Here is a 13,268-nt window from a genome sequence, read left to right as displayed (position 1 = left end):
TTACAGCTCATCAACAGTGTGATGCTGGTTGGTGAAAACACAAATGTCGCCTGCAATTTTTAACGATTTTTCTACGATATCTTTGGCACTTAAGTCGGTATTCTCTAATAAGGCGAGTGCCGATGCTTGCGCATAATTTCCACCACTACCGATGGCGATCAAATCATGCTCTGGTTGCACAACGTCACCATTACCGGTAATGATTAATGACGTTTCCTCATCAGCAACGGCTAACAACGCTTCTAGTTTGCGAAGTGCACGATCACTTCTCCAGTCTTTAGCAAGCTCTACCGCTGCTTTCGTCAAATGACCCTGGTGCATTTCAAGCTTACTTTCAAAACGTTCAAAAAGAGTGAAGGCATCAGCAGTACCACCAGCAAAGCCAGCTAATACTTTATCGTGATATAAACGACGTACTTTTTTGGCATTGCCTTTCATTACGGTATTACCCAATGAAACCTGACCGTCGCCACCAATGGCAACTTTGCCGTTACGTCTTACTGAAACAATAGTAGTCACATTTAACCTCTATAATTGTGGCCGAGCACATGACTGCTCGGCTAATGCTATGAGAATTAAATGAGGGGTGATTTTATTTTTTCAAGGGGAAAGCTAAGGTTTATCGCCACAACCAAATTTGACAATAATTGACATTATTGTTTTTTAATAAATGCTTGTCCTTTTCTGCCAAGCGCTTACGTTCATATGGGCCGAGAATTACTTTGTGCCAGGTGCCATTTTTACCTTTCGTTTCTCTCACTTGAGAAGTGATTCCTGCAAAAGCTATTTTGGCTTTTAAAACCTCAGCTTGTTCACGCGTTCTAAATGAGCCACACTGCATTTGATAAGGCCCCTTATTGGTGACTTCGTATTCGCCAACTTCAACTTCCTTCGTTTCCAGCTCCTTCATGTAATCCCACTTTTCTTTTGGTGGCTCTGGCAACGATACTTCATTTTGTTTTGTGGTGGCTTTAGGTTGCTCGATAATTATTGGTGCTTGTGCCGGTGTTTGGTTCAATTTCCATAGGCCATATCCAAATGCGGCAGCAAAAAATACGGTGATAGCTAAGATAACTTTGTTTTTTAATGACATAGCTGGTGCTTGAGGAGCATCACTTTTATACGGGGAATTATTTTTTTTATTTGGTTTACGCGAAACGTAATCTTGGGGAGCCATCGAAAATACCTAGATCTTAAAATCGTTATTTTAACCAAGTCGCTATAAAAAAAAAGCTCTTTTACTTATCTATGAACCATTAAAGCCATGTAACAGATATTCAGTACGTGGACTCGTGATGTGACGTGATGAAAGCGATTAGAGAAACTGACGTTACCAAGTTAAGTCTTGTGGGTCGATGTCAATTGACCACCGAACTCTTTTACTACTTTCTAAGTTTGAAATATTAGCAATTAGTTGTTGTAAGGTTTGATGCAAAGCTTTTCTATCCTTGCTTTGTACCATCAAGTGAAAACGGTATTTTCCAGCACGCTTTTCCATTGGGGCTGGCATTGGGCCTGCAACCATGCATGCTCCTGATGCTATCGGTAGTAGTTCAGCAAGAAATTGTTGTGGGTAGCTTGGATAGTTTGCTTCTGCCCTGATAAGTGCCTGAAACGTAAATGGTGGAAGTAAAGCTTGTTGTCGTTCAATCAACGCATACTCAGCGAAATGAGCATAACCATTGTTGACTAAATCTTGTAATAACGGGTGTTGTGGAAAATTAGTTTGTACCAATACCTTGCCTGGTTTACTTGCTCTTCCGGCTCGCCCAGAAACTTGAACAAGCAATTGCGCAAGATGCTCTGGTGCTCGGTAATCATGACTGAATAGAGCGCCATCAGCGCCAATAATGGCAACAAGTGTAACGTTTGGGAAATGATGACCTTTTGCCAGCATTTGCGTACCGACTAAGATGTTGTGCTCATTGTTGCTTATAGCGTCGAGCATCCTCGTCAGCTCTCCTTTTTTTCGAGTGCTGTCCCTGTCTATTCGAAGAATACTAGCGTCATCAAATAAGGTAGCAAGATTATCTTCAACTTGTTCTGTACCTAGTCCAATACCTTCTAATCGGACACTGCCACAATTGTGACATTGTTGCGGAGTAGGGTGTTGATTGGAGCAGTGGTGACACACAAGCTGTTGATCATTTTTATGCAATGTAAAAGGCTTTGAGCATCGTTCACAGGTGGCTACCCAATGGCACTCTTTACAGGTAAGCGCTTGGGCAAACCCTCGTCGGTTTATAAACACAAGAACTTGTTCACCGCGCGAAATCGTTGCTTTTATTTCGTGGATAAGTGTTCCAGAAAGACCTTTGTCAACTTGCTGTTGAGCTATGTCTATTAGCTTTATCGGCGCTAAAGCACTATTGCCAGCACGTTTGGTCAAACGGTGATGATGATATTTCCCTGTCAGCGCGTTTTGTAATGTTTCTAAACTCGGGGTCGCAGTACCTAAAACTATCGGGATGTTGAGTTGTTTGGCTCTAAGAATAGCAATATCTCTTCCATGATATCTGAAACTATCCTGCTGTTTTAGAGAGCTGTCATGCTCTTCATCAATAACGATTAAACCAAGCTTTTTTAAGGGCGTAAATATCGCACTTCGCGTACCAATGATAATGGCAGCACTACCATTTTGCGCAGCTAGCCATGTTGCTAACTTTTCAGAATTGTTTAACGCACTATGGTGTAGGTAAATAGGCACATTAAAGCGCTTTTCAAAGCGAGAGAGTGTTTGCGGGGTCAGACCGATTTCTGGCACCAACACTAATACTTGTTGATGTTGACTTAAGATCGTTTCAATTGCCTGCAAGTAGACTTCGGTTTTACCGCTACCTGTGATTCCTTCGATTAAATGGCAGGCAAACCCTTGATGCTGGTTAATCGCTGAGACAATAACTGCCTGTTCATGATTAAGTTGAAGCTTGTTTTCTTTATTCAACTTTGATTCGTGCCACGTAAATCGTTTATCTGGTCTCGCGCTTGCGTTGATGAGTTCTTTTTTAAGTAGTGCGTTAAGCGTGCTTTTTTCGAATCCCAGAGTACGTAGCTCCGGCCAACTGATCCCTTGGCTTTGTTCAATGGTTTCGTAAAGGGACGCTTGTTTTGGTGATTTTTTCGTAAGCGTTTCTTTAATGTCATTAGATGTGCGACTAGCGTGGTATTCTAACTCGGGCTCTATTGTCGCTTGATTAATATCCCTTAAAGGCACAGGTAGAGCTTGTTGCATCACGTCCCCGATGGGGTGGTGATAGTAATTAGCGGCCGTCGTTAATAATTTTAAAAGAGATTTGTCAAAGACGTATTTATCACTGACACGCGAGAGTATAGGCTTTAGTTTCTCTACCTTTGTTTCTGATAATGTACTCAATACAACACCGACAACTTTGCGCGGGCCAAATGGCACAATTACTCGCTCGCCCGGTGTTACATCGTCACTGTGTAATGCGTCAGGTACGATATAGGTAAACAATTGCCTTAATGGAACTGGAATCGCTACCTGTACATATATATCTGCCACATCAACTCTCATTATTGTTTTTTTATATTGTGACGCGATAAATAATGTGTGCCAAGCAATTTTATTTTATCTATAGCGCTCAGAAGGATAACGTCGTTTAGCATTCCATTTGCACACTTTAATTTTAAAGGAATCTTAAATTTTCTATTGGCCGACACGTGTTCATATCAACACTGACAAGTTATGTTGAAAAAATATTCAAATTACCGTGTTTTATTGTTGTATATCAGGCAATGATCAAGTATTATTCGCCACCATTATTTTTAACTCGTATGGTGCTTGGCAATAGATCAAGTGGCGATGCGGCCTTAACAGAGGTTATCCCATGAAAGAAGGTATTCACCCAAATTACGTTGAGATCAAGGCAACTTGTTCTTGTGGTAATGTTATCAACACACGTTCAACTGTAGCAAAAGACTTACACTTAGACGTATGTTCAGAATGTCACCCATTCTACACTGGTAAGCAAAAAGCTGCTGAAACTGGTGGTCGTGTTGACAAATTCAACAAGCGTTTCGGTATGCTTGGCAAAAAATAAGCTTTTAAGCTTATTTGAAAAAGCGCCTTTTGGCGCTTTTTTTGTGTCTGTATTTTGTCCTTTAGGTAGGCACTAATCTCCCTCAAATATGGTGAGTGTCCTAATAACATGTAGATAAAATTCAATTATTTAAAAAAAATTCCTTCCTCGTTTAAACCCTTTTCAGACATACTGCATCTAACCTAGTAACAAAACCTTTGTGAGAATGGATAAGTGCAGAACAACCCCGTGATTCAAGCTGAAGATAAATTTGGTCTTGATGAATCAGTATGGATAGCAAAAGCTCAGCAAGGCGATCAACAAGCCTTTCATCAGCTTTATTTGCTGCATCACAAAAAAGTATTCGCTTTATGTTTGCGTATGCTTGCAGATGCATCAAGCGCTGAAGATGTCTGCCAAGAAGTGTTTGTTCAAGTATGGCAAAAAATCATAAATTTTAGGGGTGAAAGTAAGTTCTCTACTTGGCTCCACAGTGTGGCAACGCACATCGTATTGAGCCATATCCGCAAGCACAAAACTTGGTTGCAAAAAGTATTCAGTATTGAAGATCAAGGCGTAAAAGAAGACAGCGCAGAAATGCCTGAACTAAGCACCTTAGACAAGCATATTATGCAATTACCCGAGCGTGCACGTATGGTGTTTATTTTATTCGCAATTGAAGGCTATCGCCATGAGGAAATAGCCAGCATGTTAAAAATGGCCGTGGGCTCGAGCAAGGCTCAGTACCATAGAGCAAGACAACTATTACAGGAGAGCTTGGAAAATGAATAAGTCATCGAAGTTAAACCAAGCAACACTTGATGAAAGAGCGGAAGCATTGGAACGTGAAATTGCGCCGACTCGCGATTTATGGCCAGGTATTGAGAAGGCAATATCTCAACAGCCGCAGCAAATTGAACAACCACAACGACAAGGTTGGCGAGCCAATATTGCTTTAGCAGCGTCTGTTTTTGCCGTGGTGATCACTTTAATTAACGTAAATGGCGTACCAAGCCAAGCACCGAATAACGATTTCTTGACGACGATGAATCAAGCGTTTGAGGCTGAACGTCAAGCTATGTTGGTTAGTTTCGGTACGAGCAAAGCAGAGCGCAGCGTGCCTGCTGATTTGCAAAAGCAACTTGACGAGTTGATTAAAGCAAGAAAAAGCATTGTTTCTGCGTTAGAGAAAGACCCTCAAAACGCCGACTTGATCCATTTATTGAAATTCACACAGCAGCAAGAGCTCGCTTTGTTAGACCATATTTACCGCCCTAAGTGGCAAACAATTTAAGGATAAATAAAATGAATATTTTAAAGAATTGCGCCTTAGTATTAGCTTCAACAAGTTTTGCAGTGTTTGCGGGCGAAAGTGTTAATCAGTCAATGCCGAATGATGGCGCACGTAGTGTTGAAATAGAGAATGTGCGCGGAAAAATTAAGATTATAGGTCAATCAACAAATGATATATCGGTTGTTGGTGAATTAGATGACCAGGCTAAGGGGTTGACATTCAAACAATCTGGTAGTGTTGTCTTAATTAAAGTTGAAATGCCTCGTCACCTAGAAAATAGTTGGGCGCAGCAAAAGACCAATTTAGAGATTACGTTACCGAAAAGCTTAAATGTTAGTTTCTCAGGCGTTTCAACAGACGTTTCTATCACAGATATTGAGGCAGATGTTACTGCAGGTAGTGTAAGTGGAAACGTTAAATTAGAGAATATCGGGAATAGAGTTGAGGTGAGTAGCGTCAGTGGAGATATTTCCGCTAAACAACTAGGAAAATCGACTCATCTGTCAAGCGTCAGCGGCAATGTGTTTACTGAAGACTCTACAGGCAATCTCTATGTTAAATCTGTCAGTGGTGATTTAGATGTTGCATCAGATGCGACAACCGTAGAAGTTAAGAATGTGTCTGGTGAAATGGAGCTTATATTACCTAATGTTGACGACCTTATGATGTCAACGGTGAGTGGTGATGTGGAAGCTGATGTTGGTTTAAAAGACGATGGCCAACTGAGGTTGTCGAGTGTAAGCGGTGACTTTGACATTAACTTCCTTAATGATGTTCAAGCTATTTTTCGACTACGAGCGAGTGCAGGTGGTGACTTAATCAACCGTTTAACAAATGAACGTGCTATCAAGGACAAGTATGGTCCGAGCTCACGACTTGGGTTCGAGACCGGTAAAGCTGGTGCACGGGTAAGCGGAAGCACAGTAAGCGGTAATGTTGTCTTGAAGCGAAAATAGTTAAATTTAACAAATACTCCTTGTTAGGCGCAGATTGAACCTTCAACTGCGCTTTTTTCGTTTTTTATATCTAGAATTTCTGTTAAATTACTCTCCTTATGTTCGCTTATCGGTGTGTTTATCTTCGGTGAGTTAGATCGTTTAAGTGTGGTAGGAAGTCTTAATGGCAGAGCAAAAATTCTCAAATTCAAATAAAAAGTCTTTTAAAGAAAAAGACCAGCAAGTAGAGCAGCTGCGCGTTCCTCCACATTCGTTAGAAGCTGAGCAGTCGGTAATCGGCGGCTTATTGCTTGATAATGAGACCTTTGACCGCGTTGGTGAAGCGGTAGTTGCTCAAGATTTTTATTCGCGTGCTCACCGCATCGTATTTGAGACGATTGGTGAAATGATCGAAAAAGGTGAGCCAGTTGATTTGGTTACCCTTACCGAAGCGCTTGAGAATGCTCAACAGTTAGAAGATGCTGGCGGATTTGCATATCTTGCAGAACTAATCAAAAACACTCCAAGCGCTGCAAACATTGTCGCCTATGCTGAAATTGTTCGAGAGCGAGCGGTAACCCGCGAAATGATTAGCGTTGCCAATGAGATAGCTGAAGCAGGTTTTGATACCCAAGGGCGTTCAAGTGCGGAATTACTGGATTTTGCTGAAACTAAAGTTTTTCAGATTGCCGAAGCACGTGCAAATAAATCCGAAGGCCCTGAAAACATAAATTCTGTGTTAGAAAAAACAGTTGATAGAATTGAGAAATTATACCAACAACCACATGATGGTGTTACTGGCGTAACCACAGGGTTTTCTGATCTAGATAAAATGACAGCAGGTCTACAACCCTCAGATCTAATTATTGTTGCAGCACGTCCATCAATGGGTAAAACGACATTTGCGATGAACTTGGTTGAAAGTGCTGCGATGACTGAGGACAAGCCCGCGTTAATTTTCTCACTGGAAATGCCTTCAGAACAAATCATGATGAGGATGCTTGCCTCATTAGGTCGTATCGACCAAACAAAAATTCGTACAGGTCAGCTAGGTGATGAAGATTGGGCTCGTTTATCGTCAACCATGGGGTTGCTGATAGAAAAAGGCAAAATGTACATTGATGATGCTGCCGGACTGACACCTACAGAAGTGCGTTCGAGAGCTCGTCGTATTGCGCGAGATCACGGTGGATTGAGTCTTATCATGGTCGATTACCTTCAGTTAATGAGGGCTCCTCAATTTGCGGATAACCGTACACTAGAAATTGCGGAAATTTCTCGCTCATTAAAGGCTCTGGCAAAAGAGTTGGAAGTACCCGTTGTGGCCCTTTCTCAGCTAAACCGTAGCTTGGAGCAACGTGCAGATAAACGTCCTGTTAACTCGGATTTACGTGAATCAGGTTCGATTGAGCAGGATGCCGATTTAATTATGTTTATTTATCGTGATGAGGTTTATCACGATAATTCCGAATTTAAAGGCATGGCTGAAATTATTATTGGTAAACAACGTAATGGTCCAATTGGTCGTGTTCCTCTTACCTTCCAAGGTCAGTTTTCGCGTTTTGATAATTACGCTGGCCCACACGTATTAGAAGAAGATTAAGCAGGCCTATGTCGATTAGAACAGCCACTGTTCATATTAATTTGCCCGCGCTCATTGGTAATTATAACGTTATTAAGTCAATGGCGCCGGAGTCTAAAGTTCTTGCTGTGTTAAAGGCAAATGGTTACGGCCACGGTTTAGTGACGATCGCTAAAGCATTACCACAAGCAGATGCATTTGGCGTTGCGAGAATTGAAGAAGCATTAGAACTTAGAACAGCGGGTGTTATTAAACCTATTGTTTTACTCGAAGGCGTTTTCAACCCGGGTGATTTGGCCATTCTTGCTGCTAATAATTTGCAAACCATTGTTCATACTAAAGAGCAATTACATGCAATTTTACAAGCTGATATCGATAGACCACTGAAAGTTTGGTTGAAAATCGATACAGGAATGCATCGACTAGGTATTGAACCTAATCAGTTTAAGGATTTTTATTTTCCACTTACAGAGTCTGAAAATGTCCATTCAGATCTTGTTCTGATGAGTCATTTTAGCTGCGCCGATGATGTTAATAATTCATCAACAAGCGAGCAGTTTACGTTGTTTAATGAATTAACTAAAGGTTTACCGAATCCTCGCTCAATTGCCAATTCAGCGGGGGTTTGTGGCTGGGAAAGTACTCACTGTGATTGGATTCGCCCCGGTTTAATGCTTTACGGTGTATCTCCATTACTTGATAAAACATCAGCAAATTTAGGCTTGAAACCTGTTATGACATTGCAATCAAGCGTCATCGCAATACAACGAGTAAAGTCTGGAGACACGGTCGGTTATGGCAATGCATGGCAAGCAAAAGAGGATACTAACATTGGGGTGATTGCGATTGGCTACGGCGATGGCTATCCAAGGCACGCGAATAATGGGACTCCTATTTGGTTAAACGGCCGGCGAGTACCGCTTGCCGGTCGAGTTTCAATGGATATGATTACCGTTGACCTAGGTAATAACGCCAAGGATAAAATCGGAGATATTGCGACCTTATGGGGTGATGAACTGCCAGTAGAAGAAATTGCTCAGCACTCGACGACAATCCCTTATGAATTGCTGTGTAACATTACGCGTCGTGTAAAATACATATAAACGCGTTATACGAAGAATAGACCACGAAAAAAACGCCCATACGAGGGCGTTTTTATTTTTACACGACTTATTATCGACTCGCTGCTCTTTCAAGCTCTGCTATTTTCTTCTTCATCTGTTGTTCTGCTAAGAATTTGTAATCGATTCCTGCAGCAGATAGTGTCGAACCTGGCTGAAATGGGTATCCCTCGATAGTCGACAAGAATTTTCCGACTTCCTGCTGAATCGGTACAAATAACCACATATTATCTCCATACCAACGGGTATATAGCGCAGATTCTTCCCACATTTTTTCATATGGATCAGCTTTTAAATGAATGATGACGGGCCATGCAGGAACTGTTCGGATAGCCTCATTGATTGGGCCTTCTTGTTTTGCGAAATGCGCTTTCCAATCGTTCCAACGAACCGCGTTTAATTCTCCTGTTGCTGCAAAATAGAAGATTTGAGTACGAGGGGATTCATTGGTTTTACCTGACAGTAAATCCGATAGATTATAGCCATCTAAGTGGACTTTAAAATTTTTCCCACTGGCTTTAAATCCTTTTTTCATTTTCTCTTGCAGATTACTAATACCAGCCGCAGCAGCGAAGGTTGGCATCCAGTCTTCATGTGAGACGATTTCATTGATTTTCTTCCCAGGCTTTATTTTGCCTGGCCACCTTACAAGTAGTGGTACACGGAATCCGCCCTCCCATGTGGTACCTTTTTCGCCATGAAATGGTGTAATGCCACCGTCAGGCCAACTAAATGTTTCAGCTCCATTGTCGGTTGAATACATCACGATTGTATTGTCAGCGATGCCAAGCTCATCTAATTTGTCCAGTAAAACCCCAACTTGATCGTCATGTTCTACCATGCCGTCTGGGTACAGTCCGATACCTGTTCGGCCTACAGATTCTGGTTTTAGCCGAGTCCAAACATGCATACGAGTTGAATTGTGCCAAATGAAGAATGGCTTCTTCTCTTTGTGTGCTTTATCAATAAACTTTAACGTCGCTGACAGGAATTCTTCATCGGCTGTTTCCATGCGCTTACGCGTCATTGGGCCAGTGTCTTCAATGCGACCGTCCGCAAATGAACGAATAACGCCTCGAGGGCCGAATTTTTTTCGAAACTCAGGGTCTTTTGGGTAGTAGTATGTTTCAGGCTCTTCTTCTGCATTAAGGTGATAGAGGTTACCAAAGAACTGATCAAAGCCATGTGCGGTTGGAAGGTGATTATCTTGATCGCCAAAATGGTTTTTACCATGTTGTGCGGTAATGTACCCCTTGGACTTCATTACATCGGCAATGGTTGGCGTCCAATCCGGTATACCGTGTGTCGAGCCAGGCATACCAATCGTTAACATCCCTGTCCTGAATGGGTGCTGACCCATCATGAATGCGGCGCGACCTGCAGTACAACTTTGTTGAGCATAAGCGTCCGTAAAAAGTGCGCCTTCGTTTGCAATTCGGTCAATATTAGGAGTTTGGTACCCCATAATGCCATGGTTATACGCGCTGATATTGTGAACGCCAATATCATCCCCCCAAATAGCCAGAATATTAGGTCGAGACTTGTCTGTTGTTGCGTGCGAAAAGCTTGAGAACATCACTATGCTTGAGAAGATAATCCCAAGGCCCATGTTGAGTTTCATTATTTTGTCCTTGTTATTGAAGTGTTCCATTCCAAATATAGTTAACGAAATCAATTGTCGCCAAATGCTGTTAACTTTTTTTTAATATGTTATTTTCAGTGTAAATTACCGATTGTTATATCGATTTCTGGTTAACTTTTTCCTCTGAACCAAACAACGAATTTGCGAGTAAATATGAAATTAATAGGCTCTACGACCTCACCATTTGTTAGAAGAATTAGACTGTTGATTCAAGATGATAGTGTCGAGTTTGAAAATATTGATATCTTTTCGGCGCAAGGCGCTGAAACGCTGAAGCAGAATAATCCAGCCAAGAAAGTGCCGGTATTATTAGATGGAGACAGAGCAATTTACGACTCTCGAGTGATATACAATTACTTGTCTAGTAAGTTGGGAATTGAAGCTCTCGATTGGCATCAACAAAATTTACTTACGATCATTGATGCAGCATCTGATTCTCTTGTTTCTGTGTTGCTTTGCAAACGGTCAGGCTTTAATACCGACGAAGATAAAATGTTTTTCAACCTGCAACATCAACGATTAGACACTATCCTCCCAGCATTGGAGGAATATGTTGAACAAGGTGATTTTGACGATTGGCATTACCCAAGTATTTGTTTGTTTACATTACTTGATTGGGCGCTATTTCGAGATTTAGTGCAATGGCAGCATTTTCCAGGCTTATTGCGATTTTATCAACACGCGTTGAAGAAACCTTACGTTGAAGAAACCGATCCTAGGGTATAACTGACGTGACACTCTCTAAACTCCTTGCTGGCCCAATAATTAGACGCTGTACACAAAATCAAGTCAATTTTTGGTTGGTGACAGATTGTCAGTATCAGATCGTATTGCAGTTGAGCAGTGAAGACGGTTCATTTGTCCTTCATCAACGATTAGATAGCCAACACCAGACCACAATCAGGATTGGTGAAAGAGCGTTTATTCAATTAATCACAATACCGGAACAAAATATACCTCAAGAAGTAAAATTGTCATATGACATGAGTTTTTATCTTGGTGAAGATAAACAGTTCTCTTTGGCAGATATTGAATCTTTGATGTACCGAGGTGAAAAGCCTAGTTTTGTTGTTAAACAAAAGCTTAATAAAGTACTGCATGGATCATGCCGTAAGCCTCATTATGACAGTGAAGATGCGCTTCTTCAGGTTGACCAGCAAATTGACTCAACACTAAGTACATCTTTAGAACGCCCAGCTTTACTGATGATGTCGGGTGACCAAGTCTATTGCGACGATGTTTGCGGTCCAATGTTAAACGCGATACACCAGGTAATAGAGTTATTAGGGCTCTATGAGGAGTCTTGGCAGGTCTGTCAGCACACCACAGAAGCAAACCACCAAGAAATTGATAACTCGAAACAGCTCTTTGAAACGCCGCAAGGGTATTATCAACGCCATTTATTTCTTCCTCATGATAAAATTAATCATGGCTTCATTAACAAAATATTTGGCGCATCAAAACAGCCAATATTTACATCTGTTAATGCTAAAAATCATTTAGTCACTGCATCAGAAGTTTTTGCACTTTACTTATTAACGTGGTCTCCAGCGCTTTGGCAGAGTGTTGATCTAGACAATGTTGACCGAGTGCCTGAGAGTTTTAGAACGGTTTACCGAGCAGAACAAAAAGTAATCGAACGGTTTGTTGGGGGGTTAGACAAGGTTCAACGAGCATTGGCACATATTCCAACCTATATGATTTTTGACGATCATGATGTGACAGATGATTGGAACCTAACACGTGCCTGGGAAGAGTCAGCGTATCAAAACCCATTTTCTAAACGCATCATCGGTAATGCTTTACTTGGATATTTATTGTTCCAAGGGTGGGGTAATGCTCCTGATAAAGTTAAGCCGCTTATCGACAGTTTGACTGAACATTTTGATAATGAAATTAAGGCACATGATGTGCTGATTGACAATTTACTCGATTTTGATGAATGGCATTATCATCTGGATACATCGCCTAAAATGGTTGTGCTTGATACTCGAACGCGTCGATGGCGATCAGAGAGTTTTGCCGGTAAGCCATCGGGCTTGATGGACTGGGAGTCGCTATGTGAAATGCAGCAAGAGTTAATTCATCAGCCGAGTGTCATTTTAGTTTCAGCTGCCCCTATCTATGGCGTTAAGTTGATTGAAACCATTCAACGAGTGTTTACCTTCTTTGGTAAGCCGTTAATGGTTGATGCTGAAAACTGGATGGCGCATTCTGGAACGGCAAACGTCATGTTGAATATTTTTAGACATTACAAAACCCCTCCAAACTTCATTATTTTATCCGGAGATGTTCACTATTCTTTTGTTTATGAGGTCGAGCATCGCTTTATAAAATCTCAATCAAGTATCTTGCAAATTACCTGCAGTGGAATAAAAAATGAATTTCCAGCTAGACCTTTGTCAATTTTGGCTAAACTTAATACAGTGCTATATGCAACGTATTCACCACTGAACTGGTTTACCAAAAGACGCCGTATGAAAATTCGTGCAAGAAAACCTTCAGTAAAATGTGATGGTCGTTTAGTCAATCAAAGCGGTATCGGCTTGTTGAATATAGCGAACGATAGCCAAGTTGGTACGCAATTATTGACGGCAAAAGGTGATGTTGTTGATTTTCCACCTCGAACGGATTCGGAGCGTACCGAATAATGA

At 41.4% G+C, this 13,268-nt stretch carries 12 protein-coding genes; 8 read left to right on the top strand and 4 right to left on the bottom strand.

Annotated features, from left to right (window positions below):
- The 3 genes from hslV to priA form a co-directional block, all read right to left on the bottom strand.
- Positions 1-519, bottom strand: a complete 519-nt coding sequence (hslV, locus tag QQK05_RS18290) for an ATP-dependent protease subunit HslV (RefSeq protein WP_284301382.1) — start codon at positions 517-519, stop codon at positions 1-3.
- Between the two features lie 100 nt (positions 520-619).
- A complete protein-coding gene (locus QQK05_RS18285) occupies positions 620-1,177 on the bottom strand; it encodes an SPOR domain-containing protein (protein ID WP_284301381.1) in 558 nt (185 codons plus the stop codon).
- A 153-nt stretch (positions 1,178-1,330) separates the two neighbouring features.
- Positions 1,331-3,523, bottom strand: coding sequence for a primosomal protein N' (gene priA / locus QQK05_RS18280; RefSeq protein ID WP_284301380.1), 2,193 nt, complete (start codon positions 3,521-3,523; stop codon positions 1,331-1,333).
- 325 nt (positions 3,524-3,848) lie between these two features.
- Between priA and rpmE the strand changes: the two genes are divergently transcribed.
- From rpmE to alr, 6 genes are all read left to right on the top strand, one after another.
- Positions 3,849-4,061 (top strand): 50S ribosomal protein L31, encoded by a 213-nt coding sequence (rpmE, locus tag QQK05_RS18275; RefSeq protein ID WP_193022322.1) that lies wholly within the window; start codon positions 3,849-3,851, stop codon positions 4,059-4,061.
- Positions 4,062-4,274: 213 nt separating this feature from the next.
- A complete protein-coding gene (locus QQK05_RS18270; protein ID WP_284301377.1) occupies positions 4,275-4,832 on the top strand; it encodes an RNA polymerase sigma factor in 558 nt (185 codons plus the stop codon).
- Positions 4,825-5,334, top strand: a complete 510-nt coding sequence (locus QQK05_RS18265; protein WP_284301375.1) for a hypothetical protein — start codon at positions 4,825-4,827, stop codon at positions 5,332-5,334. Before QQK05_RS18270 ends, QQK05_RS18265 begins: the two co-directional genes overlap by 8 nt.
- Before the next feature lie 11 nt (positions 5,335-5,345).
- Entirely contained in the window at positions 5,346-6,290 is a 945-nt protein-coding gene (locus tag QQK05_RS18260) for a DUF4097 family beta strand repeat-containing protein (RefSeq protein ID WP_284301373.1), read from the top strand.
- A 163-nt stretch (positions 6,291-6,453) separates the two neighbouring features.
- Entirely contained in the window at positions 6,454-7,872 is a 1,419-nt protein-coding gene (gene dnaB / locus QQK05_RS18255; RefSeq protein WP_284301371.1) for a replicative DNA helicase, read from the top strand.
- Between the two features lie 14 nt (positions 7,873-7,886).
- Positions 7,887-8,954, top strand: a complete 1,068-nt coding sequence (gene alr / locus QQK05_RS18250) for an alanine racemase (RefSeq protein WP_407704908.1) — start codon at positions 7,887-7,889, stop codon at positions 8,952-8,954.
- Between the two features lie 70 nt (positions 8,955-9,024).
- Here the strand turns inward: alr and QQK05_RS18245 are convergent, their stop codons facing one another.
- On the bottom strand, positions 9,025-10,593 hold the full coding sequence (locus tag QQK05_RS18245; RefSeq protein WP_284301367.1) for an arylsulfatase: 1,569 nt from the start codon (positions 10,591-10,593) through the stop codon (positions 9,025-9,027).
- 174 nt (positions 10,594-10,767) lie between these two features.
- On the opposite strand from QQK05_RS18245, the gene QQK05_RS18240 reads away from it, so the two are divergent.
- A complete protein-coding gene (locus tag QQK05_RS18240; protein ID WP_284301365.1) occupies positions 10,768-11,340 on the top strand; it encodes a glutathione S-transferase family protein in 573 nt (190 codons plus the stop codon).
- A gap of 5 nt (positions 11,341-11,345) precedes the next feature.
- Complete coding sequence (locus QQK05_RS18235; protein WP_284301363.1) at positions 11,346-13,265, top strand: alkaline phosphatase D family protein; 1,920 nt, start codon at positions 11,346-11,348, stop codon at positions 13,263-13,265.
- Positions 13,266-13,268: the final 3 nt, after the last annotated feature.

Source organism: Thalassotalea loyana, from assembly GCF_030161435.1.
Classification (GTDB): Bacteria; Pseudomonadota; Gammaproteobacteria; order Enterobacterales; family Alteromonadaceae; genus Thalassotalea_G; species Thalassotalea_G loyana.
The sequence above is the reverse complement of the archived record's forward strand: the minus strand, read 5'-3'. Positions and strand labels throughout refer to the sequence as shown.

Excerpts from the sequence above, each read along its gene's own strand:
- dnaB (WP_284301371.1), top strand. The coding sequence starts at position 6,454 with ATGGCAGAGCAAAAATTCTCAAATTCAAATAAAAAGTCTTTTAAAGAA.
- rpmE (WP_193022322.1), top strand. The coding sequence starts at position 3,849 with ATGAAAGAAGGTATTCACCCAAATTACGTTGAGATCAAGGCAACTTGT.
- QQK05_RS18245 (WP_284301367.1), bottom strand. The coding sequence starts at position 10,593 with ATGAAACTCAACATGGGCCTTGGGATTATCTTCTCAAGCATAGTGATG.
- QQK05_RS18240 (WP_284301365.1), top strand. The coding sequence starts at position 10,768 with ATGAAATTAATAGGCTCTACGACCTCACCATTTGTTAGAAGAATTAGA.
- QQK05_RS18260 (WP_284301373.1), top strand. The coding sequence starts at position 5,346 with ATGAATATTTTAAAGAATTGCGCCTTAGTATTAGCTTCAACAAGTTTT.
- QQK05_RS18285 (WP_284301381.1), bottom strand. The coding sequence starts at position 1,177 with ATGGCTCCCCAAGATTACGTTTCGCGTAAACCAAATAAAAAAAATAAT.
- QQK05_RS18265 (WP_284301375.1), top strand. The coding sequence starts at position 4,825 with ATGAATAAGTCATCGAAGTTAAACCAAGCAACACTTGATGAAAGAGCG.